Source organism: Tepidibacillus sp. HK-1 (assembly GCF_001748485.2).
In the GTDB taxonomy this organism is placed as follows: domain Bacteria; phylum Bacillota; class Bacilli; order Tepidibacillales; family Tepidibacillaceae; genus Tepidibacillus_B; species Tepidibacillus_B infernus.
In genome coordinates this window covers 103,737-129,868 of record NZ_BDGM02000007.1, presented here as the reverse complement: position 1 = coordinate 129,868, position 26,132 = coordinate 103,737, and the positions used below count along the sequence as shown (strand labels likewise).

Annotated in this window: 29 protein-coding genes; 8 read left to right on the top strand and 21 right to left on the bottom strand. The window is 35.8% G+C overall.

Annotation, left to right across the window (positions count from 1 at the left end; translation table 11 throughout):
- The first annotated feature begins 243 nt into the window (after positions 1 to 243).
- From BEN26_RS05500 to BEN26_RS05480, 5 genes are all read left to right on the top strand, one after another.
- Positions 244 to 585, top strand: a complete 342-nt coding sequence (locus tag BEN26_RS05500) for a glycoside hydrolase domain-containing protein (protein WP_255421861.1) — start codon at positions 244 to 246, stop codon at positions 583 to 585.
- 407 nt (positions 586 to 992) lie between these two features.
- A complete protein-coding gene (locus BEN26_RS05495; RefSeq protein WP_069797535.1) occupies positions 993 to 1,814 on the top strand; it encodes a sigma-70 family RNA polymerase sigma factor in 822 nt (273 codons plus the stop codon).
- Positions 1,811 to 1,972, top strand: coding sequence for a YvrJ family protein (locus BEN26_RS05490; RefSeq protein WP_082732368.1), 162 nt, complete (start codon positions 1,811 to 1,813; stop codon positions 1,970 to 1,972). Before BEN26_RS05495 ends, BEN26_RS05490 begins: the two co-directional genes overlap by 4 nt.
- Positions 1,973 to 1,977: 5 nt before the next feature.
- The gene (locus BEN26_RS05485; protein ID WP_068723695.1) at positions 1,978 to 2,208 is read left to right on the top strand and encodes a hypothetical protein; all 231 of its coding nucleotides are present in this window, start codon (positions 1,978 to 1,980) and stop codon (positions 2,206 to 2,208) included.
- Positions 2,209 to 2,424: 216 nt separating this feature from the next.
- Complete coding sequence (locus BEN26_RS05480) at positions 2,425 to 2,757, top strand: hypothetical protein (protein ID WP_068723693.1); 333 nt, start codon at positions 2,425 to 2,427, stop codon at positions 2,755 to 2,757.
- Positions 2,758 to 2,790: 33 nt separating this feature from the next.
- On the opposite strand, the gene BEN26_RS05475 is transcribed toward BEN26_RS05480, so the two are convergent.
- Positions 2,791 to 3,531: a hypothetical protein gene (locus BEN26_RS05475; RefSeq protein WP_069797537.1), complete on the bottom strand. Its 741-nt coding sequence runs from the start codon at positions 3,529 to 3,531 to the stop codon at positions 2,791 to 2,793.
- Between the two features lie 76 nt (positions 3,532 to 3,607).
- Positions 3,608 to 3,784, bottom strand: coding sequence for a hypothetical protein (locus BEN26_RS05470; protein ID WP_181482208.1), 177 nt, complete (start codon positions 3,782 to 3,784; stop codon positions 3,608 to 3,610).
- Positions 3,785 to 3,815: 31 nt separating this feature from the next.
- On the opposite strand from BEN26_RS05470, the gene BEN26_RS05465 reads away from it, so the two are divergent.
- The 3 genes from BEN26_RS05465 (at position 3,816) to BEN26_RS05455 (ending at position 6,485) form a co-directional block, all read left to right on the top strand.
- Positions 3,816 to 4,052, top strand: coding sequence for a hypothetical protein (locus BEN26_RS05465; protein WP_181482207.1), 237 nt, complete (start codon positions 3,816 to 3,818; stop codon positions 4,050 to 4,052).
- A gap of 84 nt (positions 4,053 to 4,136) precedes the next feature.
- The gene (locus tag BEN26_RS05460; protein ID WP_069797540.1) at positions 4,137 to 4,775 is read left to right on the top strand and encodes a hypothetical protein; all 639 of its coding nucleotides are present in this window, start codon (positions 4,137 to 4,139) and stop codon (positions 4,773 to 4,775) included.
- Positions 4,776 to 4,937: 162 nt separating this feature from the next.
- Entirely contained in the window at positions 4,938 to 6,485 is a 1,548-nt protein-coding gene (locus BEN26_RS05455) for an MDR family MFS transporter (protein WP_069797542.1), read from the top strand.
- Between the two features lie 57 nt (positions 6,486 to 6,542).
- On the opposite strand, the gene BEN26_RS05450 is transcribed toward BEN26_RS05455, so the two are convergent.
- The 19 genes from BEN26_RS05450 to spoIVB form a co-directional block, all read right to left on the bottom strand.
- Positions 6,543 to 7,853 carry a dihydrolipoamide acetyltransferase family protein gene (locus tag BEN26_RS05450; protein ID WP_069797544.1) on the bottom strand — a complete coding sequence of 437 codons (1,311 nt, stop codon included), beginning with the start codon at positions 7,851 to 7,853 and terminating at the stop codon, positions 6,543 to 6,545.
- A gap of 14 nt (positions 7,854 to 7,867) precedes the next feature.
- Entirely contained in the window at positions 7,868 to 8,851 is a 984-nt protein-coding gene (locus BEN26_RS05445; RefSeq protein ID WP_068723678.1) for an alpha-ketoacid dehydrogenase subunit beta, read from the bottom strand.
- Positions 8,852 to 8,865: 14 nt separating this feature from the next.
- Positions 8,866 to 9,858 carry a thiamine pyrophosphate-dependent dehydrogenase E1 component subunit alpha gene (locus BEN26_RS05440; protein ID WP_181482210.1) on the bottom strand — a complete coding sequence of 331 codons (993 nt, stop codon included), beginning with the start codon at positions 9,856 to 9,858 and terminating at the stop codon, positions 8,866 to 8,868.
- 27 nt (positions 9,859 to 9,885) lie between these two features.
- Positions 9,886 to 11,313, bottom strand: a complete 1,428-nt coding sequence (gene lpdA, locus BEN26_RS05435) for a dihydrolipoyl dehydrogenase (protein WP_069797546.1) — start codon at positions 11,311 to 11,313, stop codon at positions 9,886 to 9,888.
- Between the two features lie 200 nt (positions 11,314 to 11,513).
- On the bottom strand, positions 11,514 to 12,053 hold the full coding sequence (locus BEN26_RS05430) for a 2-oxoacid:ferredoxin oxidoreductase subunit gamma family protein (protein WP_069797550.1): 540 nt from the start codon (positions 12,051 to 12,053) through the stop codon (positions 11,514 to 11,516).
- 1 nt (position 12,054) lies between these two features.
- Positions 12,055 to 12,804, bottom strand: a complete 750-nt coding sequence (locus tag BEN26_RS05425; protein ID WP_068723671.1) for a thiamine pyrophosphate-dependent enzyme — start codon at positions 12,802 to 12,804, stop codon at positions 12,055 to 12,057.
- On the bottom strand, positions 12,804 to 13,865 hold the full coding sequence (locus BEN26_RS05420; protein ID WP_069797552.1) for a 3-methyl-2-oxobutanoate dehydrogenase subunit VorB: 1,062 nt from the start codon (positions 13,863 to 13,865) through the stop codon (positions 12,804 to 12,806). The genes BEN26_RS05425 and BEN26_RS05420 overlap by 1 nt, the downstream gene beginning before the upstream one ends.
- A gap of 25 nt (positions 13,866 to 13,890) precedes the next feature.
- Positions 13,891 to 14,121 (bottom strand): 4Fe-4S dicluster domain-containing protein, encoded by a 231-nt coding sequence (locus tag BEN26_RS05415; protein ID WP_069797554.1) that lies wholly within the window; start codon positions 14,119 to 14,121, stop codon positions 13,891 to 13,893.
- Positions 14,122 to 14,151: 30 nt separating this feature from the next.
- Positions 14,152 to 14,829, bottom strand: coding sequence for a hypothetical protein (locus tag BEN26_RS05410; protein WP_069797556.1), 678 nt, complete (start codon positions 14,827 to 14,829; stop codon positions 14,152 to 14,154).
- Positions 14,816 to 15,925, bottom strand: coding sequence for a butyrate kinase (buk, locus tag BEN26_RS05405; protein ID WP_255421858.1), 1,110 nt, complete (start codon positions 15,923 to 15,925; stop codon positions 14,816 to 14,818). Before buk ends, BEN26_RS05410 begins: the two co-directional genes overlap by 14 nt.
- Before the next feature lie 56 nt (positions 15,926 to 15,981).
- Positions 15,982 to 17,073 (bottom strand): Glu/Leu/Phe/Val family dehydrogenase, encoded by a 1,092-nt coding sequence (locus tag BEN26_RS05400; RefSeq protein WP_069797559.1) that lies wholly within the window; start codon positions 17,071 to 17,073, stop codon positions 15,982 to 15,984.
- A 51-nt stretch (positions 17,074 to 17,124) separates the two neighbouring features.
- A complete protein-coding gene (gene ptb / locus BEN26_RS05395) occupies positions 17,125 to 18,033 on the bottom strand; it encodes a phosphate butyryltransferase (protein WP_069797561.1) in 909 nt (302 codons plus the stop codon).
- Positions 18,034 to 18,220: 187 nt separating this feature from the next.
- Positions 18,221 to 20,284 carry a sigma-54 interaction domain-containing protein gene (locus BEN26_RS05390; RefSeq protein ID WP_069797563.1) on the bottom strand — a complete coding sequence of 688 codons (2,064 nt, stop codon included), beginning with the start codon at positions 20,282 to 20,284 and terminating at the stop codon, positions 18,221 to 18,223.
- Positions 20,285 to 20,297: 13 nt separating this feature from the next.
- On the bottom strand, positions 20,298 to 20,954 hold the full coding sequence (locus tag BEN26_RS05385) for an MraY family glycosyltransferase (protein WP_181482206.1): 657 nt from the start codon (positions 20,952 to 20,954) through the stop codon (positions 20,298 to 20,300).
- 134 nt (positions 20,955 to 21,088) lie between these two features.
- Entirely contained in the window at positions 21,089 to 21,781 is a 693-nt protein-coding gene (locus BEN26_RS05380) for a glycosyltransferase family 2 protein (protein WP_069797567.1), read from the bottom strand.
- Positions 21,781 to 22,431: a copper transporter gene (locus BEN26_RS05375; protein ID WP_069797569.1), complete on the bottom strand. Its 651-nt coding sequence runs from the start codon at positions 22,429 to 22,431 to the stop codon at positions 21,781 to 21,783. Before BEN26_RS05375 ends, BEN26_RS05380 begins: the two co-directional genes overlap by 1 nt.
- A gap of 9 nt (positions 22,432 to 22,440) precedes the next feature.
- Positions 22,441 to 23,601 carry a putative cytokinetic ring protein SteA gene (steA, locus tag BEN26_RS05370; RefSeq protein ID WP_220126412.1) on the bottom strand — a complete coding sequence of 387 codons (1,161 nt, stop codon included), beginning with the start codon at positions 23,599 to 23,601 and terminating at the stop codon, positions 22,441 to 22,443.
- Positions 23,602 to 23,719: 118 nt separating this feature from the next.
- Entirely contained in the window at positions 23,720 to 24,511 is a 792-nt protein-coding gene (gene spo0A / locus BEN26_RS05365; RefSeq protein ID WP_068723641.1) for a sporulation transcription factor Spo0A, read from the bottom strand.
- A gap of 179 nt (positions 24,512 to 24,690) precedes the next feature.
- Entirely contained in the window at positions 24,691 to 26,004 is a 1,314-nt protein-coding gene (spoIVB, locus tag BEN26_RS05360; RefSeq protein WP_069797571.1) for a SpoIVB peptidase, read from the bottom strand.
- Positions 26,005 to 26,132 lie beyond the last annotated feature (128 nt).

Here is a 26,132-nt window from a genome sequence, read left to right as displayed (position 1 = left end):
CAAGGAGAGACCCTCTTTTCCATATTTTTTTGCTTACATCTTTCTGCTTAATATTCTTCTTATTCAAGCAGATTCCATTATCTGCCTTATAAGGTTGTTTTTCCTCCCACAATAATTTTACTCATACAATTGGTGAAATCTGTGCACCAACAGTTGCTATTAATTTATCGTTGATTACGTCATAATGGACATTCCATCTGTTCAATTATAAAAAAGGAAAGGATAATTTAAGATGGACGGAACATTTATTTTGCTGTTGATACTGATATGAATAATTATCTAACTAATGTAGACAACTATTTTCATGGGATATCAGATGCAATGAATGAATTTTATAATATGAACGGTTATAAGTGGTCTACCGGAATTTATGGAAGTAAAAGTGTTGTAGAATATATGCATAATAGGTGGGGGGTTACAAAAGAATGGCAAACCATTGCATGGAGTAGTGGAAATTATTACACTGGTTCTGAAATATATCAGTACGAAACAGATATTTCAAATTATTTAGGAGTATTTTCCTCCCCAGTTGACAAAAATGGATCAAATACCACTAGCCGCGGTGGATTTACTAGTTTAAGTTAATAAATAATTTTGATCGTTTAGAAACTTCATTTCAATATTCAAAATTGGACTGAAGTTTTTATCGGAAAATTATACCCAACTATGTTAGCTAACTGGACATCTTTATTTATGTCCAGTTTGTTAATTTTGAGATTCTGTTCACCTTTGAATCCTTATCATTCTGATAAATATTTTCCAAAATCTAAGATTTGCTAGTATCCAACAACAATCTTATAATATTCCATTTTTTGTATTCCCATAAATATTTTTCCCTACTTCCTCTGACAATGTAAAATAGAATTGTTTTTTCAAATTTGTTAGACGAATGGTTGTTTTTTTTTCATTCTAATGACTCTTTAATATATATAAACATCTATGATAGAAATAAATAAAAGGATATTTTCCCTTATATTGGAGGTGAAATGAATATGAAAAAGGATTTTTATACAATTAAAGGATATTTTTCCCATCCAGAATTACCAATAAAAGATTTTGTAGACATTGAAGAGTTAGTGTATTTTAATCAAATTCAACCTATCCCTTCGGACAATAACAATCCCATATTCATTGCATCTGATATCGAAGCGATTGGAATTAAGATTTACCATGAATACTTAGAAGCGAAAGAAATTAACATGAAAAAGAAGTTTTTCAAGTTAAATCGTTTTCCCTTTTTAAAACAAAAACTAGACTATTATCTAATAAAAAATCCAGAATTCAACCAAAATCATCTCTTTTCACGTTTTCTTGAAGAAGAAATTCATCTGAATGTTTTTGTTTTATCTCTCTTCAACGACAAATACTATACAGAATCGCTGAATCAATTGTTTAAAGAATTTTATTTCGAATATCGTTTTAAGGCTTATCTTAATCAGATTCTATATTTCGAAGCCATCACATTTAGTAAAAAACGGTCCCAACACCATAAAAGGGAAGCATTGATCCTTGAACAACCTATCGGTAATGATCGTGAAACCACATTACTTGATACGATTGCAGATACAGAAACTATTCGTTTAGAAGGTATAGATGGGTTAGATTCGTTGGATTCCTATTTATCCGACGATCAGCTATATCAAGCTTTTAAACAGCTTACGAATCATCAACAAAAAATCCTTTACCTCTCCTTTGTCAAATTGCTAAAAGATGTCGAGATTGCAATGGTGCTAAATGTATCCCAACAAGCTGTTTCCAAAACAAGAAAGACTGCATTAGAAAAGATTAGAAAAGCCATGGGGGTGAGAACATGAACGAAGCAAGCGAATGGTATAATGCTATTGGCAATGTTGGCTTCCCTATCGTAATCGCTATTTATTTGTTAATACGGTTTGAAAAGAAAATTGATACCTTAAGACAAAGTATCGATCAACTGGGACAAGCTATCCGGGAATATACATCGGGTAGGTGAATAGTTTGAGCGAGTTATATCAATTGATAAGAGAAGTCCAAGATGGAAACGATTCGTCTTTAATCAAATTTATTCATCAATTAGAGCCAAAAGTCAATCGTTTATTAAACCAAGCCAATTATAACGATAGAGAAGATCTTCGACAAGAACTATTTTTGAAGATTTTTTTAACAGCAAAAAAATATAAGTTAGATGAGGTGCCCGACTTTGAAGAATTTCACCGTAGAATTATGTAAAGACATTTGCACACAGATAAGACCTACTTTATTATAATTTAAATCTGATTTGGAAACTTCTGAATCAGATTTTTTTATTTTTTTCAATCCATGGTTGTTATTTTTAATTTCCAACCCCCTTTATATAATAGACAGAACAAAGAGTATGGTTAGGGGTGAACCATTACTCTTTATACTCCTTCTGTTGGAAAATAAAAAGGGAAAGGATGATCTAAAATGGCTATTGCACCATGTCCTATCTATGGAAATCACAAAATGTTGTCAAGAGGAGACTGTTCTGTGGTTGATGCTGATACTGGTCAAGAAATCGATTCTTTAGTAGGTTGGTACCAATGTGATTGTGGAGAACGATTTATTTGTGGAGGCTGGCCTCATTTTGGAGGAGCAATCACAGACTATTGTACTGAAGGGGCTATTAAAGGTTACGGTAACATTAGTAGTCTCTATCTATTTGAAGTTGATTCAAATTTGATTTATTACACAGATAGTTCAACCTTACCGGGCTACCAATTCTGTACATCTGATGGAAATTGTCGTGCAGCTGGTTAATTTTTCAAGGGCTTGGATCCTTTCCAAGTCCTATTATTTACTACTATCTATTTGAACAACAAGAACATAATTGGCATTCTTTTTGTCCCATTCTACATGGAGTTCGTAAATAAATTTTCCTTCTTCTTTTGGAAGAAACACCATATTTTCAACCATTCTATCTAATCCAAAAGGTTGATTTAATTGACCTATAAAAATCCGCTTTGGTTCTTCATTGAATTTAACAACTAATTTGGAATGAGGATCAACTTTCGTTGGAATTATACTTTTAGCTATCTCTTCTGTTGAAAGTTCTACATTACGATATTCCATCCCATATTGGCGAACTGAATAATCTCTTAGTGTCACAGGTATTTCCCTTTCATTAACCGTAACTGTTGGCAATGGTGGTTTTAGTTTTGACAAGTTTGGTTCATACCCAGATAGGATAAAATAACTAGTTAAAAATAAAATTAAGCCAACAGTATACATTATGGAAGATAAACGATAGAATTTACTTATTGCTAATATATCTTCTCTTGACCGTTCAAGGCCTGATTGGCTCGAAATCGTTCTAGCTTGTTGGTAATTAAAATCCCCTCTTGCTCTATAGGTTCCTATTGTATTTGCTATTCCAATAGCCAAATAAATAAAGGAAGTATAAAAAAAGTACATGGCAATTGTTCCAATGTCCTTCTTATCTTTGAAAATAATCCATATGACTAGCATTGTGATGATACTTAACAAAGCACTCCATAAAAATCCTAATAAACCTTTAACAATAAAATTTCTCATTATTTAAGATCACCTCTTTTACCAGTATATTCATGTATTCTTATAAAATAAATAAAATCCTTCTATATATTTAACTTTAATTAGCAATTATCATACCTTTGGTAAACGTTGATAAACGTTTCACCATAGAATTATGTAAAGACATTTGCACACAAATAAGACCTACTTTATTATAATTTAAATCTGATTTGGAAACTTCTGAATCAGATTTTTTTATTTTTTTCAATCCATGGTTGTTATTTTTAATTTCCAACCCCCTTTATATAGTAGACAGAACAAAGAGTATGGTTAGGGGGGCTGATACACCCGAACACCAAACTCATATGAACGGAAAAATCATTGATATTCGAAATGCGCCAATGACAACCACTGAGGAAAAGACGTTTCTTGAAGTTGCCGTAGCACATTCAAATGTACAAAAAGTCATTTTCAAAACAAATCATGGAGTAAGTAGTTCAAAAATTGTAGTGGATACTAGTGGTGTTCACGATGATCATTTTCACGTAGAAACATATAATTAATTTAATAATCAAAACGAAAGAAGACCAGATCCACTTTACACTTGGTCTTCTTTACATGTAAATTATTCTAGAGGAGGTATTTATGTGAAAAAGTTAGTATTTATTCTATTTTTCATTTTTTTAGTTGGTTGTCAAAATGGTAGTTTTGAACAAAAAGAGATAAATCAAAAACCTAAAGAATCAATAGAAGAAACAAAGAAAGTAAAAATAGAAGAAAAAAACACAGAAAATGAAATGATGAAACAAAAACTATTTGATTATGCGGCATACAATGGAGAAAAAAGTATTAATATCACCATTGAGGGAAAAATAGAACCTGCCGAATTTAAAAAAGTTAAATTTACTTCATATGGTTTATATGTTCCGAAAATACTAAAAGAAAATATGTTTGAAGATGGTAATGAATTTGGGTTTAGTATTGCTGAATTTATTTCTATACGTCCCATTGATTCTAACATAGTCAATAGAGAAATAGCCGAAGAATTTGCTATAGAGGAATTAGTTAGATCACCTCTCACAAAAGATAAAAATCTCATGATATTCGATGAATATCTATTTTCAACAATTAATGAGAATGGGGTCAGGAACGATTTCTTTTTTTATCAACACGATAAGAACCAAGGAACGATTGTTAAGTTCCGATACTTCCAAAGTAATGTAGATAAAGTACTCCCAACATTTCTTGAAGTCATCAAACATATACGATATGTTAATGAGTCATAGTCGGTTTAAAGATTTTCCAGTTACTTGGGAAATCTTCTTTTTTATCTATAAAATTTATTACGATGGGATATGCTGTTTTAAAAACCTTTGATTATTGATGTTTAGCCAGAAAAAGCACATAATAATATATTGTATTTTTACTTTTAGAAATGGAGGTTATCTATGTCTTCTTATCAGCGTAAGATTCTAACATTTGCAATCATGATTGGCATGTTCCTTGCAGCAATGGAGGCCACCATTGTCAATGCAGCAATGCCGACGATTGTTGGTGCTTTAGGTGGTTTTTCATTATATAGCTGGGTATTTTCAGCCTTTATGTTGACCAATACAACAACTGTGCCGATTTATGGTAAATTGGCAGATATGTATGGGCGTAAGGTGATGTTTATTATTGCGGTGACATTGTTTGTGCTAGGTTCCGCATTAAGTGGACAAGCAAATACAATGGTTCAATTGGTTTTATTTAGAGGAATCCAAGGATTAGGCGCTGGTGGTGTTCTCCCCCTTGCATTGACAATTGCTGGGGACATGTTCCCACTAGAACAGAGAGCAAAGGTTCAAGGATTGTTTTCAAGCGTATGGGGACTATCAGCAATTATCGGTCCTTTTATTGGTGGGTTTATTGTGGATCATTTCTCCTGGAGATGGCTCTTTTATCTAAACCTCCCAGTTGGGATCTTGGTCATTACGTTGGTTGCGATTTTTCTCCCCAAACAGAAGACGACTAAACATACCCATAAAATTGATATTCTTGGCGTAACCTTGCTATCCACAAGTATTGTAATGTTCCTTTATGGTACATTGCTTGTTAGCCGTTACGGTTGGTTTCATATCATCACGGATTCATTCTTTGGGTTATCACTTATCTTACTTGTTCTATTTATCTATGTGGAACAAAAAGCAGAAGAACCTTTTATTCCATTATCCCTTTTTAAGATTAAAATCATTGGTTCAAGCAATCTCACAGCTTTCTTAATGGGGATTGGAATGTTTGGCTCTATCCAGTTCGTTCCGTTATATGTTCAAGGTGTTCTCGGAACAAGTGCTACACAAGCTGGACTTAGTATCACTCCCCAAGTGATTGGTTGGAGTCTTTTCTCCATTGTTGCAAGTCGCCTGATTCTTAAGAATGGTTATCGATTACCGATTTTGTTTGGCGCCTCTTTAATGACAATTTCTGGTTTCATGCTTGCACAAGTAGGTGTCAATACATCTTATGTTTATGTTCTTGTTTCGATGTTCATCTTAGGTGGTGGACTTGGATTAGCGATGACTACATTTGCTGTTGCCGTCCAGAGTGCTGTTACTTTTGAACAGCGTGGACTAGCAACATCAAGCCAAATGTTTGCAAGAAGTATTGGTGCAACGCTTGGTGTGACCATTCTCGGATCTGTTTTAACGATGAATATGAAGCCACAAGTAGAATTCTTTATTCTACAAAATCAGGGTAAGCTACCTACAAAATTACTACAGCAAATTGAACAATCTCAAGGTGTTTTTGAAGGAGACCAAGCCGCTTTGATTCCTCCAGATATCTTAGATCGGATGGCTACTTTCTTAGCAAATTCAATTCATAACACGATGTGGACAGCCTTTGTCCTCTCCTTCTTGGCACTTATCACAGCATGGTTTATCATTCCACGAGGTAGTGCTCAATCTTTATCTGTTGAGGAAAAATCACCAGTTAGTGAAAATTTAAGTAAAGCTTAAAACACAACAAAAAGGATAGCAGACAAATTGCTATCCTTTTGCATATAACCAATCCTACTAATAAATGGAAACCTTATTTTTCCCTAATGATTCTAGCTTTGATTTTACACTCTGAATGAAGCGACCTGCAATGAACCCATCTATAATTCGATGATCGAACGACATACAAAGATTTACCATAGAACGAATTGCAAGCATATCCTCAATCACTACTGGCCTTTTTATAATAGATTCCATCGTAATAATCCCTGCTTGGGGATGATTAATTATCGGTGCTGATAAAACAGATCCTATCGCTCCAGTATTATTCACTGTAAAGGTTCCACCTTGCATATCATCCATCGTTAATTTTCCAGCTTTGGTCTTTTTAACTAATTGATCAATTTGCTTAGCCAGCCCATAAATACTTTTTTGATCGGCATCATGGATAACTGGAACAAATAAAGCATCCTCTGTAGCCACTGCAATCGAGATATTAATATTTTTCTTTAAAATAATTTGATCTTCATCCCATACTGAATTTAAAATGGGATATTCTTTGATCGATTCAACGACCGCTTTAATAAAAAATGGTAGAAAGGTAAGGTTGAATCCTTCTTTTTGTATAAGTTCTTTCTTGATGCTATTTCGGTAATTTACTAGTTCCGTTACATCAGCTTCTACAGTTAACCAAGCGTGAGGAGCCTCATGTTTACTTTGCACCATTCGTTTCGCAATGGTTCTCCTTACAGTGTTAACCTTCATTACTTGATCTCCATGATCAATTCCGTTTGAAATAGGAGTTGTTTGTATAATAGGAGAAGTAAAATCAACATTTGATCCAGTTGTTAACTCAGCTGACTCAATCATTGATGGTGAATCATTTAATACTTCCTGCTTATTGTTATTTTCAATATATTGTAGGACATCTTTTCTAGTAATACGTCCTTCCAAACCTGTTCCTTTTATTCTGGTAAAGTCAATATTGTTTTCTTGTGCAAGCCTCATCACTGCTGGAGAATAGCGAATTTTTCCTGCATGTTTTATCCCTTGATTTTCATTTGGCTGGGCTTTAGACTGGACTATTTCGGATTGAACAGGGTTTTCTAAAGTTTGTTCAATACCATCTATTGATTCAGGTGAAATAGCTTCATCTTCTTGGATATAGCAAATTAAATGGCCAACCGCAATAGTTGTTCCTTCTTCAACGGCGATTTCGGTCACTATACCAGCTACAGTCGCTGGAACTTCTGCATTAACTTTATCTGTTTCTACCTCGCATAAAGGCTCATAAAGAGCAACTTGCTCGCCAACCTTTTTTAGCCATTTAGTGATCGTTCCTTCTGTGACACTTTCGCCTAACTGAGGCATTAATACTTTAGTTGCCATCTATTCCACCTCCTTTAAAATTCAGCTAATTCTTTGATTGATTTTGCAATCTTTTCTGGGGTCAGCATAAATGCTTTTTCTAAAGGTGGACTATACGGCATGGCAGGAATATCAATTCCAGTCAGACGTTTTATTGGTGCATCAAGTTCAAATAAAGCTTCTTCAGCAATGATCGCCGAAACTTCTCCACCAATTCCACCAGTCTTGTTATCTTCATGAATAATTAATACTTTTCCTGTCCGTTTTGTCGCTTCAATGATTGCTTCTTTATCTAATGGTTGAAGAGTACGTAAGTCTAGTAGATGAATGCTGATACCTTCTTTCTCAAGACTTTCAGCAGCTTGAAGAGCATATTGAACCATTAAACCATAGGTAATGACTGTGACATCATGACCTTCTCGCTTCAGTTCTGCTTTCCCAATTGGCAAAGTATAATCTTCTTCAGGTACTTCTCCTTTAATCAGACGATATAAACGTTTATGCTCAAAGAATAGTACAGGGTCGTTATCTCGAATAGCGGATTTTAAAAGTCCTTTGACATCATATGGTGTAGATGGAGCGACTATTTTTAGACCAGGTACATTACTAAATACTGCCTCAACACTTTGTGAGTGGTATAAGGCCCCATGAACTCCTCCTCCATAGGGGGCACGGATCACTAAAGGAACATGCCAGTCATTATTGGAACGGTACCGGATTTTTGCCGCTTCACTAATAATTTGGTTTGCCGCAGGAAAGATAAAATCAGCAAATTGAATTTCTGCAACAGGTCTCATTCCATACAATGCAGCCCCAATAGCCACACCAACGATTGCTGACTCAGCCAAAGGTGTATCTAATACCCGTTGTTCCCCAAATTCCTCATATAATCCATTTGTTGCACGAAATACACCACCACGTACTCCTACATCTTCACCTAAAACAAAAACTTTTTGATCTCTCTTCATTTCTTCACGTAATGCTTGAGTTACTGCTTCTATATAGGTTAACATAGCCATCAGGATCCAACCCCCTACTCTTCATAAACGTGTAAAAGAATAGTCTCTGGATCTGGATATGCAGCTTTCTCGGCACAATCCGTCGCCTCATTGACCTCTTTGTTGACACGTTCCATGATTTCTTGATGTAACTGATCGTTTAACAAACCCGAATCATATAAATACTGTTGAAATAGTAGAATCGGATCATTTTTTTTCGCCTCTTCCACTTCTTCTCTTGAACGATAGCTTCGATCATCGTCATCACTAGAATGTGGAACAAGGCGATATGTTACAGCTTCAATCAGTGTTGGTCCTTCCCCCCGAATAGCTCTCTGTCTAGCTTCATGAACCACTTGATAAACCTCTAAAGGATTATTGCCATCTACAATGAAACCTGGCATGCCATAACCAGCTCCCCGAACAGCAATATTCTCAGTTGGGATCTGTTTTTTTAGAGGTACACTTATTGCATATTTATTATTTTCAACCATGAAAATAACGGGTAATTGATGAACTCCAGCAAAGTTGAGGGCTTCATGAAAATCACCCTGATTTGTTGAACCTTCGCCTAGCGTTGTAAACGATACCAATTCTTCTTGATTCATTTTAGCTGCTAAGGCGATACCAACAGCATGTGGCAATTGAGTAGTAACTGGACTAGATCCAGTCACGATATTGAGTGGTTTGCTACTAAAATGTCCAGGCATTTGACGACCACCACTATTCGGATCTTCTGCTTTGGCAAATGCAGACAACATCAAATCCTTTGCGGTCATACCTAGCACTAGGACAACACCCATATCCCGGTAGTAAGGTAAAGTATAATCCTTTTGTTTGTTTAAGGCGAACGCAGCCCCCACCTGCGCCGCCTCTTGTCCCTGACATGAAATGACGAAAGGAATTTTCCCAGCCCGATTTAATAGCCACATTCTTTCATCAATTTTTCTGGTTAAAAGCATGTAATAATACATATCTAGAACATTTTGTTGACTTAATCCCAAGTGCTGATGGGAGTTTGGTTGAATCAAATCAAACAGCCCCTTTATTATGTTCTAGGCATGAATCGCTTTGCCATCAACATCTAGAGCAGCTTCCATTACAGCTTCAGATAAGGTTGGATGTGGATGAATGGTATGTGCAATCTCCCATGGAGTTGCATCTAATACTTTTGCTAACCCTGCTTCAGAGATCATGTCTGTTACATGTGGCCCAATCATATGAACCCCTAGAAGATCCCCTGTATTTTTATCTGCAACTAATTTTACGAAACCATCTACTTCTCCATGAACTAATGCTTTCCCAATTCCTCTAAATTGGAATTTACCCACTTTTACTTCATAACCTTTTTCTATCGCCTCTTCCTCTGTCATCCCTACACTAGCAACTTCAGGAGAGGTAAAGGTACATTTGGAAACAGCCAAATAATCTAATGGTTTAGGATTCTTGCCCGCTATATGTTCAACAGCTATAATCCCCTCATGTGATGCAACATGAGCTAGCTGTAAACCACCAATAACATCACCAATTGCGTAAATATGTGATTCCGCAGTTTGGAAATATTCATTTACTTGAATAACTCCTCTTTCAACTTTTATTTCAGTATTTTCTAGTCCAATTCCTTCAACATTTGCTTGTCGTCCAACAGAAACAAGTACTTTGTCAGCTGAAAGTTGGATCGTCTTATCTCCCTTTTGAGCCTCTAATTCTACATGTCCATCAACAATTTTTACTGTTTCAGGTAAAACCCTTGTATCTGTATGGATTTTGACCTTACGCTTTTTCATGACACGAGTCATATCTTTACTAATTTCGCCATCTTCAAGAGGTAAAATACGTGGTAAAAACTCAACTACCGTCACTTCTACGCCAAAATCAGTTAAAAGGGATGCCCATTCCATACCAATGACTCCGCCACCAATGATAATCATCGATTTTGGAAGTTCTGTCATCTCTAATGCCTCATCACTCGTCATAATAAACTTTCCATCAATATGTAAACCAGGTAATGTTCTCGGACGAGAGCCAGTAGCGATAATGACATGTTTTGTTGCTAGCAATTCGTTTTCCCCATTGGCTTTTTCTACCGAAATTGTTCCACTTAGTGGTGAAAAGATCGAAGGTCCCATAATACGGCCAAACCCTTCTACTAAAGTAACATTATTTTTCTTGAAAAGATGCTCGATTCCTTTTGTTAGTTGCTCTACTACTTTACGTTTTCTTGCTTGCACTTGTTCAAAGTTAAGTGTAACATGCTCTACTACAACACCAAATTCTTCTCCCTCTTTTGCATTTCGATAGATTTCCGCACTACGTAAAAAGGATTTACTTGGTATACAGCCCCGATGTAAACAGGTCCCCCCTACTTTATCTTTTTCCACAACAGCGACATTTAAACCTAACTGTGCGGCACGAATCGCTGCAACATATCCGCCAGGACCTGCTCCCAAGAATACTACATCAAATTGTTTTTGCTCTGACATTTCTTTCATCTTCCTTCCCATTTGCCCTTTAAATTCTTTATTTATATATTTTATTTAGATTCAGTATCATTTTATAAAAGCTCTTAAAAGTACACAAGCAAAAAGTGTAAACAAAATTTAATTTTTATAAAAAAACTACTAGCCTACAAAATGATAGACTAGTAGCTAAAGTAATCCAAAAAGCATTCAAAGATGATGATTTAGTTATTTACGATTTGTGCTCCTTTTTCTAGAGCTAATTGATTCACTGGAATTAAATTGTGTCTTCTTTCGGGAAGAACCTTTTTTAGAGATTCAATGACCGACTCAGGACTTACAGCTTTTGAAATTTCTAAAAAGGCCCCTAAAATAATAGAGTTAGCAACCTTAGGTTCTCCCATTTCATTGGCTAATTCCGATGCAGATACTTCGATGATCGTTATATCTTGTCTAGTTGATTTAACATCGATTAACGAGCTGTTTACAATTAAGACCCCACCTGGGATCACAAGCGGTTCAAATTTATCAAAAGACGGTTTGTTTAGAACAATTGCTGTTGTTGGGTGGGAAATAACTGGAGAACCAACAGGCTCATCACTAATAATGACTGAAACATTCGCTGTACCACCTCGTTGCTCAGGTCCATAGGAAGGTAACCAGGAAACATGCTTATTTTCAATCATTCCGGCATAAGCCAAAAGTTGCCCCATCGACATCACACCTTGCCCACCAAATCCAGCGATAATGATTTCGTGTAACATCTTATTTCCCTCCCTCAATATTTTTATAAATCCCAAGAGGGTATACAGGTACCATTTGTTCTTTTACCCAATTTAAAGATTCTTCTGGATCTAACCCCCAGTTTGTTGGGCAAGTTGATAGAACTTCAACCATGGAAAAGCCTAGTCCTTTTTTCTGTGTTTCAAATGCTTTACGAATAGCTTTTTTTGCTTTTATGATATGTGGAACATCATGGGTAGAAACTCGTTCAATATAGGCTGCGCCATCCAAAGTGGCCAATAATTCGGAAACACGAATAGGAGCACCTTGTAAACTTACATCTCTTCCAAATGGTGAAGTGGCTGTTTTTTGACCAACCAATGAGGTGGGTGCCATCTGTCCACCAGTCATACCATAGATCGCATTATTCACAAAAATGACGGTAATATTTTCTCCCCGTGCTGCAGCATGAACGATCTCCGCCATACCGATTGAAGCAAGGTCACCATCGCCCTGATAGGTAAAGACAATACGATCTTTTGGCAAAACTCGTTTCAATCCTGTAGCAACTGCTGGAGCACGACCATGAGCTGCTTGAGTCATGTCGCAGTTAAAGTACTCATAAGAAAGAACAGAACAGCCAACAGAGGCCACACCTACAGAATCTTCTAAGATCTCCATTTCTTCAAGTACTTCACCAACGAGTCGATGAATCACCCCATGAGTACAACCTGGACAATAATGGGTTGGTTTATCTGTTAAACCTTTTGTTTTTTCAAAAATTAATTCCATTATTGCTCACCCCCAGCTATTTCAATGATCTTTTGGAAGATTTCGTCTTGAGTTGGTACCATTCCACCTGTTCTTCCGTAGAAATGAACAGGTCGATATCCATTGACTGCTAGGCGAACATCTTCTACCATCTGCCCTGCACTCATCTCTACCGTTAAATAAGATTTTACTTTTTCTCTTGTCTCTATAAAAGGTTGTTCAGGGAATGGCCATAAGGAAATAGGACGAATCATTCCTACCTTAACTCCTTTATTTCTAGCCTTTTGAATCGCATTTTTTGCAATCCTTGAAACGGTACCATAGGCAACAACAATATGCTCTGCATCATCAGTTAAATATTTTTCAAACCTAACTTCTTTCTCTTTGATCTCTGAATATTTCAATTGAAGATGTTGATTATGCTTTTCTAATTCCTCTGGATCAAGACGAAGAGAGTTGACGATTTTCGGTCCCCCATCCCCACGTGTGCCAGTTGTAGCCCAATCTTTTGCCGGTAGCTCCACTGGCTGTCTTTCTATAAATTCAACCGGTTCCATCATTTGCCCTAACATTCCATCTCCCATCAGAATAACAGGCGTACGGTAACGATCTGCAATGTCAAAGGCATCTTGCATTAAATCAACGATTTCTTGTAATGTTGCCGGTGCTAAAACAGGGATACGATAGTCGCCATGACCGCCTCCTTTTGTAGCTTGAAAATAGTCAGATTGAGAAGGCTGAATGCTTCCTAACCCAGGTCCACCACGCATGACATTCACAATGACCGCAGGTAGTTCTGAACCAACCAAATAAGAAATTCCTTCTTGCTTTAGACTTACCCCAGGACTTGATGAGGAAGTCATCACTCTAACTCCAGCACTTGCAGCACCATACACCATATTGATCGCTGCAACTTCACTTTCTGCTTGTAAAAATAATCCACCTACTTCTGGCAATCGTTTTGCCATATATGCAACAAGTTCACTTTGAGGTGTAATTGGATATCCAAAGAAATATTTACAATTTGCATGCACTGCTGCTTCTGCGATCACTTCATTCCCTTTCATTAACACTTTCCCCATGTTTTTTCCCCCTTTAACTGATCATTTAGGATGCTGTCTTTTTTCTTTCTGGACGATAAACGGTGATGACACCATCAGGACAAATCCGCCCACATGCTACACAACTAATACATGCTTCTTGGTCTACTACAGTTGCTGGGCGATACCCTTTCCCGTTTAAATGATCAGCTAAGAAAATAATATCTTTTGGACATACTGAGACACACAAACTACAACCCTTGCACAAATCTTCGTTAAAAACAACACGTTTTTCCATAAAACCCACCCCCTAATTTACTCTATTTTTCTACTCCCAAGGTAATTTCATAAAACGTTCTATATAAACAACATCATGATTGCTTGAAAAATCAGCTGTTTCTTCCATTAGGTCGCTAGAGATCGTTGTATATAAAAATGGAATTCCCAAATTTTCACTAACTATTTTTGTCATTTCTAACCCTTTTTGAATATCCGCAATCGTCGTCTCTCTACCTAAGTTTGTATTGTTGATTAAAGCAGAAACTTTAAGACGGGAGACCCTTTCGATTTGCTGTATGGTTTCGATGATACCTTCTACTGTACTCACATAAGGACGATTGATATTGACAACAAAAATCATTTGTACATTCATTCGCTTTAGATCATTGTAATATTGTCCTAAAGCAGTAGCTCCATCCTTGTCCCCACCTACATCGATGATTACATGATAATTGGGATCATGAAGTACACGATAAATTTCCCCTGAAACAATTGGTAGATCAGCAGTAGCGAGTTGCCCCTTTGGAGCAATCAGTTCTATCCCTTTTTGTTCAAAAAGAGAATGAGCCTCCCTAGAACGAAAGTAAGGATTGATGACATCTAAATCACTAATTGCAACTTTTAGAAATTGTTCTTTCTCCTTCAAACTTAAATTGATAGAAATCTCCGTTTTCCCGCTGCCAAAGTGACCAGTGATAATGGTTATTCTAGCATTATGATTCAACATAAACTTCCTCTAGAGCGTATTCTTTTACTTGTTCATACCCACGGAGTACCCTTAAACCACCTTCAGCTAATGCCTGCAATTCATTTTCCCCAGGAAGTATTTTCACAGGTGCGATCCATGCAATATACTCTACCAATTGGTCAATAAAGGTTTTACTGTATGCAATCCCCCCTGTTAATATAATTGCATCAACCTTTCCTTTAAGTGCTGCACTACTTGCCCCAATTTCCTTTGCGATTTGATAGATCATCGCATCCCAAACCAGTTTTGCTTTCTCATTGGCGTTTGTAATCATCTTCTCAACATCAACCATGCTATTTGTGCCTAAATAGGCAACAACTCCACCCTGGCCACTTATCTTTTTCTTTAATTCTTCTTGGGTAAATTGTCCTGAAAAACCTAATGAAAGTAAATCTCCAACAGGTAAACTTCCTGTACGTTCTGGAGAAAATGGACCCTCGCCATCTAAACCATTATTAACATCGATCACTTTCCCATGATGATGAGCACCTACCGTGATTCCACCACCCATATGACATACAACAAAATTTGCTGATTCATAAGTGAGGTTAAGTTCAGTTGCTACTTTACGCGCAACTGCTTTTTGATTGAGAGCATGGAAAATTGACCTGCGTTTAATTTCTGGTATACCACTGATTCTTGCAATCGCTTGTAATTCGTCTACTACAACTGGATCTACAATATAAGCAGCAATATTTAATTGTTTTGAGATTTCGTATGCAATCATCGCTCCTAAATTAGACGCATGTTCTCCATATCGAGCATCCTTCAAATCTTTGACCATATGTTCGTTCACTAGATATGTTCCACCCGGAATAGGTTTTAACAACCCCCCCCTGCCAACAACCGCATTTAATTTGGTTAAATTGATACCTTGGTTGTGAAGGGTTTCTAAAATCATATTTTTACGAAAATCATATTGATCGATTACTTTATTAAATTGCTTCAACTCATCGAGGTCGTGTCTTAATGTTTCTTCAAAAACTGATTTTTCATTATCATATAACGCTATTTTAGTGGATGTTGACCCAGGATTGATTACCAATAAACGAAAAATTTGCTCCATCACTTCCACTCCATTTCTTAGAGAAGGTGAAAAGCACTTGATAAGTGCTTTTCACTCAATAAGGTCTAACGGCCTAGAATACTTTTTTCTTGTCTAATAAAATTACTGCGGATCTTACGCATTTGATCAATTCTTTCCTCAGCCATTTTATTAGCCGCTTTATAGGACGGAATTCCATCTCTTTCAGCAATCTCAAACACTTTTAAAATATTATCATAGATGGTCTCTACCTTTTTCATTGCCCGATCACGATTATACCCGTTTAACTCATCAGCTACGTTAATCACACCACCAGCATTGATGACAAAATCAGGTGCATAAATAATCCCTTTTTCCTGAAGAATATCTCCATGTCTTTCCTCTTTTAATTGGTTATTTGCTGATCCTGCGATCAATTTTGCCTTAAGTTGTGGGATAGTATCATCATTAATCACTGCACCTAATGCATTCGGTGAAAAGATATCACATTCAACACCATATATTTCATTGATACCTACAGCCTTGGCTCCAAATTCTTTTACTGCTTTATTTACATTATCTTCATTGATATCGGTAACGATGAAATTTGCTCCTTCTTCATGTAAATGTTTGAGAAGATTGTAAGAAACATTTCCTACACCTTGAACAGCTATTGTTTTACCAGATAAATTATCGCTACCAAAAGCTACTTTAGCAGCAGCTTTCATTCCACGGTAAACTCCATATGCTGTGACTGGTGATGGATTACCGCTACTACCAAATGCTGGGGATATGCCAGTTACATAATCAGTTTCTAAATGTATATAATCCATATCTTGAACCGTAGTCCCTACATCCTCAGCCGTAATATAACGTCCATTAAGACTTTGTACATATCGTCCCAACGCTCGGAATAATGCCTCACTTTTATCTTTTCTTGGGTCACCTATAATTACCGTTTTCCCACCGCCTAGATCTAATCCGGCAGCAGCATTTTTGTAGGTCATTCCCCTTGCTAAACGCAAGACATCAATAATCGCTTCTTCTTCAGAAGCATATGTCCACATCCTTGTCCCACCTAATGCAGGGCCTAACGTAGTATCGTGAATAGCGATAATTGCTTTTAGCCCTGAAGCCTCATCGTGAGCAAATACCAGTTGTTCATAATCAAATTTCTCCATGTAATCAAAAATTTTCATTCTTTCTTCCTCCCATTTAAATAAATTTATATCTTAATAGAAAAATAAAAACTAAATATTTGCTTGTTGTGATAAAAGAACCGCTAATGCAATAGAATTTAACTTTGTTTCAAAAGAATCAGCCCTTGAAGTTAATACAATGGGTGATTTTGCTCCGGTAATCACTGCACCAACCTTGACCTTTCCAAAATAAACAAGGGATTTGTATAAAGTATTTCCCACTTCAATATTAGGAACTAATAAAATATCTGCTTGGCCAGCTACTTTACTTTTAATTCCTTTATGCATTGCAGCCTCCAAGGAAATTGCATTATCAAGTGCTAATGGCCCATCAACAATCCCACCACAAATTTGTCCTCGTTCAGCCATTTTTGATAAAAGTGCAGCATCCAATGTAGCGATCATATTAGGATTTACAGTTTCTAATGCAGTAAGAACAGCAACTTTTGGTTCTGTGAGTCCTATAATACGAGCAAAGTCAATCGCATTTTGAGTAATTTGTACTTTTTGTTCTAACGACGGAGATATATTCATTGCCGCGTCTGTTAAAAAGATCAAACGATCAAGTCCTTCTACTTCAAATAACGCGATATGACTCAAAATTCGATGGGTTCTAAGACCTATTTCCTTATCTAGAACCGCTTTTAAAATAATTGGAGTTGGTACTAATCCCTTCATCAAAATTTGCGACTCTCCAGTATTCACCGAATTTACCGCTTTAAGACTCGCCTTAACATAATCTCTCTCATCTGTAATCTTCACTTGATCTAGTGGGATCATACTTTTTTCAGCTAGCTGCCTTATTTTGCTTTCATCTCCAAACAAATGAAAGCGAGCAAATCCTTTCTCTAACGCGTTTTGTACAGCAATTAAAACCTCCTCATCTTCAGCAACGGCAACCGCAACTTGAGTTAGGGCATCCCTTTTTATCCTCGAGATGATTTTTTTAAAAGAATTCATTTAAAACCACCTTCATTCAACAACACATTTTATCTTTTCAATATAACAAATAGCAAAAACCATGCCAAGATTTTCTTTATGAAAGCGCTTTACTTTTTCAGGTTTAAATAAGTTTATATTAAAATACTGCCTGCAAAAAATTGCACATACGCAAATTTTTGCAGGCAGTATTTTTCATAATTATTCGTTATAATCCGTATTTTTCCAATTTATAATATAAGTTTCTGATCGAGATTCCTAGAAAATGGGCTGCTTTCGTCTTATTTCCATCTACTTTCTTAAGAACATGTTTTAAATACATTTTTTCCATCTTAGAAATCATGTCACTTAATGGAAGAATATGATCTTCCAAAGGAACGGTTGTGACCTTTTCGTAATTGGAAGGAACAATACTCTTTCCTAAAGAAGGTAAGTGTTCTATTTGAATAAACGTTTCGTTAAAAGTCATATTCATAATCGCACGGCCAATAACATTCTCTAGTTCCCGAACATTTCCTGGCCAAGCATATTCAAGGAAAATATGCTGGACTTCTTCTGCTATCCCTTCCACTTTTCTCCCGTATTCAATATTTAACTTTTTAATTAAATAACTTACTAATAAAGGAATGTCCGACTTCCGATCCCTTAGAGATGGAATCATAATCGGAAGAACATTTAGACGATAATATAAATCTTCACGGAATTTCCCATTCCGTATTGCTTTTTCCAAATTTACATTTGTCGCTGCAATCACTCTAACATCAATAGGTATTGGCTTTGTGCCACCTACTCTAACAATTTCCTTTTCTTGTAGGACTCGCAGTAATTTGGCTTGGGTGTTTAATTCTAATTCACCAATCTCATCAAGAAAAATCGTTCCACCGCTAGCTACTTCAAAAAAACCTTTTTTTCCACCTTTTCGAGCACCAGTAAAGGCTCCTTCTTCGTAGCCGAATAATTCACTCTCTAGCAATGAATCAGAAATGGCTGCACAATTCACTCTTACAAATTGGTTATATTTACGATCACTGGCATTATGAATTGCATGGGCAAAGAGTTCTTTTCCAGTTCCTGATTCTCCTCTAACTAATACTGTTGCATGGGTTAACGCTGCTTTTTTAGCTGTCTCTATAGCTAATCTCATTTCTTCACTACTGCCTACAATGTCATCAAAGGTATATTTAGCTTCTAACGTACGAATAATTCTTCTTGCCTTTTCAAGTTCTTCTGTTAGCTTTTTGATTTCTGACGTGTCATGAATGATTCCTACACTACCTTTTAATTTTCCATCCACAAGAATAGGTGCAACATTGACAACAACATCTCTACGTTTGGGACCAACTTTTAAATGAACGCCACGCACTGGTTTTTTCGTACGCAATACTTGCATATGCATGCTTTCTCCTTCAGAAATATCCACATCAGCTGGTTTATTGATCACTTCTTCTGCTGTTAGACCTGTTAGTCTTGTGTATGCCGGATTAATCATCAATCCTTTTCCCTCATGATCGACAACAGATATGGCATCCTCAGAAGAATTGATAATCGCTTCAAGCATGCTTTGTATCGATTTTAAATCGGAGACTTGTTCTGATAAGTTAGATACTTCACTTATATCTCTAAATACTGCTACAGCACCTATAATCTCTCCATCTGCATTAATCATCGGCACTCGGTTGGTCACAATTTTTTTATTATTATCCAATTGTTGTTCTTGATTTAATTCTGGTTTCCCTGTTTGTAAAACCAAGTGTAGCCTAGTATTTGGAATAGAGACTTGTGCTAACGTACCCAAAATAGACGAAGATTTTTTGTCTAATAGAAGTTCAGCCGCTCGATTAAATAGTGTAATTCTTCCGTCTTTATTGACTGCAATCATGGCGTCATGGGTTGAATTAAGAATCACATCTAGTTCCCTTTGTTGCCGCGTTAATTCCTGAATTAAACTTTCCTTCTCTTCAATTAAGCTCATAATAATATTAGCGATGGTTCCAGGAATGATAACAGTGTGCTCTGGTTTATGATTCTGAAGCTCCTCAAATACACGTACATCTCCTGTCGCATCAAAAATGACATCTATATTCTCATTTAAAAAAGAATAAAATTCTAATGAAACCTCAATTCCTAATTCTTTTGCTAATTGAATCCCTGGTGCTAAAAGATTCTGATCAACGATAGCCACAATTTTAAGTTTTTCCATTCCTTGTAAAGCCTTAAGCAGGGAGCTCCCACCATTACCAGCACCTATAATTAAAACTTTTCTTACCTTCATTTCCCCACATCCTCTATACCGTACCCCGACGGCCCCATAAATCTATCCTTTTTAAGATTTTATTATTTTCTATTAATCGAGAAAGCGAATAGCGTTCTGTGTAGATATGTAAACCAATTAAAAAAAGAATCATTATCCATTTTCCACTCATTGAGAAATACATACTATACCAAATCCCAAGGTGTAAACCGATTAGATTGGCTCCACTATCACCTAACATTATTTTAGCATGAACATCTTGAAAGAACACTATTGTTAATATTGTAAAAACCACTAAACCTAACTGATTTTTAGATAAAAAAGTGCTAGATATGCTTAACAAAAAAAATAAAATAAAAAAAACCTTAAGCGCTCTCCCTGGGCGAAGGTCAAACAAATTAATCGTATTGATCATAAATAATATAAGTAAAAAGTTCGTTACTTTAACTAAGTTTGAATCACCGATATAGATAGCTAGAAATAAAGCGATCAGCCCTCCTATAGCTGCTTTTAAAAATCCAGAAGTGATCTTCCCATGAAAGAAAGCCTTTATATGTCCTCGTAGTCCTTTTACTTTAGTATCACCAAATAAATCATCATATGTACCTATAAGAGTTATAATTAACAATGAAATCCATATATACCTATTTTCGTTTAATTGATATAAATAAATGATGATCGACTCGATCAAAAAAATAAAGCCTCCAAAACTAACAGGAATTATTTGTTTTTGAAAATTAAATCTTAAGCTACCAAACCTTATTAAAAATCTTTGATAAAACGGAAAGAATACGAACGTCACAAAAAAAGTAACAAATATTATAATCATCGTTGCTGCCTCCACTTAATAAATAAAGCTTTTGCCACCGCAATAAATTCTTTCCCCCTATGAATAAACCCTTTTAAATCCCTGCCCGTTTCTCGATGGTAAAGAGCTACTTCAACTTCTTTTATTTTAAACCCCATTCTAAGTACATCAATGGTTAAACCTACTTCTATTCCAAAACCACTAACTAATTCTGTGATTTGATCGATTACTTTTCTTTTCATTGCCCTTTGACCAGATAATGGGGCAATAGGTTGATAACCTGTCATGAAATAGATTCCACTCCTAGCTAATTTTTTAACTAGACCAAAACCTGCCTTCATACTTGATCGCGGAAGAATAGCAATGGTCATATCTGCATCATTCTTAAAAATTGGATCAAGCAAACGATCAGCATCCTTTGCGGAATCACCAAGGTCAGCATCTAAAAACATAATCACTTCTCCTTCAGCTTGTTTAACACCTGCCTTTAGAGCCTGTCCTTTTCCTTGGTTTAGTTTAAGAAAAATTGGCTTTACCACTGAATCTGAAGCTATTTTCATTAAAATCTCTTTCGTCTTATCAGTACTTCCATCATCAACTATAATAATTTCTTTATCATAGGTCCACTTACGAATCGCCTGAATCGTACTTTCGATATATTTTTCTTCGTTAAACGCTGGAACAATAATCGAAATCTTGGGTTGAGTCATTAAGATTTCTCCTCAAACAAGTTTTTAAGAAAAGTAATAAACTGATACTGGTCATTAAATGATTCGATATTGATCTTCTGTTCATAAACTTCTGCTTCTAAATCCAATTTTTCAATCCACTCATTTGATTGATTGGCCATATAAATGACTGGAATTCCATATTGAGCTAGTTGTTGGCTTTCCTTTAATTGCTCATTATTCTCTGGAACAAATATAATCGCGTCGTACTGTTTAGAGGCATTCATTGAAAAAGATGACCCCTTCATCACAACAGTACTAATCTCATGATCTAATTCATAAATAATTCCCCCAGCGATTTTAATTGATCGTTTTATCGATTCAAAATCTTCATTCGTTGAGTTAATCCATAAGAGTTTGCGACCATCAATTGTATGAGAAATGCTTTTAGTGAAAAGAATTTGAAAATCATCTTTTAAGGACTGATATGAGGACAGTAATTCATCATTTTTTTTCTCTAAATCTTGATTGGTTTTTTGTAGTTCTTCTGACTTTGCTTTAAAATAGGAAACCAGTTTTTGTTGGTTGTTATTAATCCATTGTTGGCCTAATGTTCCTCCAATTAAAATTCCCAAACTTAAAGATAAAAAAATTGCAATGATCGTTGTAATGTAATATTTATTGGTAATCAATAGTTTCACCTACGTAAAAAGCATTTTTATATTGAGCCACATCATTTCTAAAAGTCTTACCATATCTTGATTGATTAAGCTAATCGCTAAGATTGGGGTAATTGCCGCAATTCCGATTAAACTAATTGATTTCCATTGTGTACTTGGATGATACAGCTGACTAACACCTTTTGCATCCACCAACTTGGTGCCAATTTTCATTCGAACCAATACTGTGCTAGCCATTCCCTTTCTTCCTTTTTCTAAGAAATCAATCATATGGGAATGGGCGCCTAGTGCCACAATGATTTCCGCTTGTTGTTCATATGCTAATAACATCGCCACATCTTCACTGGTCCCTAATGAGGGAATCACCTTAGCCTCAAGCCCCAATTCTTTAACCCTTGTTATCCCTGGCGCCCTGCCATCTGGGTAAGCGTGGACTATAATTTCAGCGCCTGATTTTAGGGCTTCATCCGATACACTATCCATATCCCCTAGAATCACCTGAGGGATTAAACCATGCTCCATTAAAGCATCTGCACCACCATCTACACCAACTAAAATCGGATGATAATCTTCAATATAGGAGCGAATGGCTGCCAAATCTTCTCGGTAATGTTTTCCTCTTACAACAACAACAGCATGTTTACCTTTAAATTTTGTTTTTAGAGGTGGAATTTTTAACGGTTTTAAAACAAAATCTTTTTCTCTTGATGCGTATTCTAAGGTATTATCAATGAAATTGTTCAGTTCTTGTTCAATATTCTCTGTCGCGACTCTATAAATCTGTTTCCACTTATCAAAAGTCCACTCTTGAATTGCTACTTCCATTTGCGACTTCCAAATTGAATAAAAAAATGCTATATTTTCATCAAAATTAATTTCAACTTCATTTTCATCATGTAATTGTTCAAATATATGATAACCTTTTAAAACATCAAAAACAGGGATTTTTGCTTCTAATAATGTTTTTAACCCTAATGTAGGATATCTACCTGTCATCGTTTGAGAAAAATTAATAATTGCTTTTACTTTTTTTTCAATAAAACCAGATGCCGCAATCTCATCAATATCCGAATGACGAACGACTGCAATTTGATTGGGTTTGATACGAGTTAATAAGTGTTTTGTTTTTTTATCCACAATATAGGTACTTTTCATTGTTTTATTAGTTTTAGTAAATATCATCAAAATCATTCCCTTACTTTTTAGCTCTTTTATAGTATTTGCATAATATTAAATGCCATTCTATGGAAACAAAAAAAGCAAAACCACAAGGGTTTTGCATAATTTAGATATTGTTATTTTATCCTACTTTACTTTCAATTCTTAACTTGTCTGCCACCATGGCGATGAACTCTGAGTTCGTCGGCTTTGCTTTACTAATATTCACGGTATAACCAAATAAGTTCTTAATAGCATCTACATTTCCTCTACTCCAAGCCACTTCAATAGCATGGCGAATGGCACGCTCGACACGACTTGGCGTTGTGTTAAACTTTTCTGCAATTTTTGGATATAAGACTTTTGTTATCGAGCCAAGAATTTCAACATCGTTATAAACCATAGTAATTGCTTCACGTAAATACATATAGCCTTTAATATGGGCAGGCACCCCAATTTCATGGATTATATTCGTAATATTGGCATCCAAATTTTTGGTTTTTACAGGAACAGTAATCATTTGATTAGTTGTTAATTTAGTTGGAGGAGTGACAATTTTGTTACTAACAACCTGCCTAATACGATTTGTTAATACATCCATATCAAATGGTTTTAGTATGTAATAAGATGCTCCCAATTCAACAGCTCGCTGTGTAATATTTTCTTGGCCAAAAGCGGTGAGCATAATGATTTTTGGCGGCTTTGAAAAATGAATTTCTTTCATTTTTTCTAAAACCCCAAGTCCGTCCAAATGAGGCATAATAATGTCTAAAATCATAACATCGGGGGTTTCACGTTCTAATATTTTTAAAACCTCATTCCCATTATATGCTACCCCTATCACTTCAATATCTGACTGGGCTAGCATAAATTCTTTTAACAAATCTACAAATTCTTTGTTATCATCTGCAATTAAAATTTTAATTTTTGACAAGTTTTTTCCTCCTTCAGCCTCGCCCTAAACTTTTCCATTTTTTATTTCTGTTAAAAATTATTCGACATCTAGAACTTTTTTCCTTCTTGTCGAAAAAACTTTTTCAGCATTTTTTTCCGTATTACGCCCGTATTCTCAACTTTTCACTTATTTTTTATTAACGGAGAAAAACCCAAGGCTTAGCTTGCCTTGAGTTTTTCATCATCTAACATCCCTGCATCTCTAATCATCCATTCGATAAAGGAACCATACCCAGATGTTGGGTCATTAACAAAGACGTGAGTAACTGCCCCAACAAGTTTGCCATCTTGAATGATTGGACTTCCACTCATTCCTTGGACAATACCACCTGTTTTTTCTAATAATTTTGGATCCGTGACTTTGATAATCATCCCTTTAGTAGCGGGATATTTTTGGGGAACTACATTAATTATCTCAATCTTAAATTTTTCTACTTTCTGGCCTTCAATCACCGTTAAGATTTCAGCTGGTCCTTCTTTTACCTCTTCAGGAAATGCAATTGGAATTGATTGGTTGATTACACCATTGATCGGCTGTTGATCCATCTTCCCAAAAATACCGAATGGCGTATTTTTACTAATGTTTCCGATTACATGATCTTCATCTACAAATATGGCTCTTTTTTCGCCAGGTTTTCCACTTATCCCCTTATCAATCGAAGTTACGTTTGAATATAAAATTTGACCATCGCCAACAATGATTGGTTCTTGAGTATCCATATCCGTGATCACATGCCCCAGTGCGCCATAATTATGGTTTACAGGGTCATAAAAAGTTAATGTACCAACTCCGGCAGCTGAATCACGTATATATAAACCTAGACGATAAAGCTGAGCCTTTTTGTCATATAATGGATTTACTTTTACTTTTATTTTCTCCCTATTTCTAACGATATCCAGTACAATTTCTTCTTTCTTTTTCCCCATTTTGTTGACGATTTCAGCCACTTCTGTGACATCTTTTATCTTTTTATTTCCGATTTTAATAATTAAATCCCCTGCTCGAATACCTGCCTTTTCTGCAGGAGACACAGTGACACCATTCTCTTGTTGAATAACATGGTGCCCAACAACCATAATACCAGCGGATTTTAATTTGACGCCAATGGTTTGTCCACCAGGTATTACTTTAATATCCTTCATCACATTTACATCAAGTGATTTAAAAGGAATAACCCCAAATAATTTAACTGAAACTTTTGTGTTTCCGTCTTTCTTCGGCTTTACTGTTAAAGGATAACTTAAATTTGCCTTAAATTCATCTTGATGACCATTTACTTCTAAAATCTCAGGATTACTTGAACTTACTATTACTGAAAGTGGTAAAGCTAATTTTAATTGTTTAATTGCAGATTCAAACATGCGAATTTCTTTAGGAAAATTGACAAAGGACTGAAAGGATGAAGTAAAAGAGAAAACAACAATCAATGTTGCAACAAATAACCCAAACCATTTACGCTTATTAAGGGACAATCACATCACTCTCCTAGGCCACCTACCTGTACACCTCCAATTTCTCTGTACACTTAAGGTATCCTTTCTCAAATTGATTTAAACATCTAAATCATTCCTTTAGCGGTAAAGATATTATTCCCACAAAA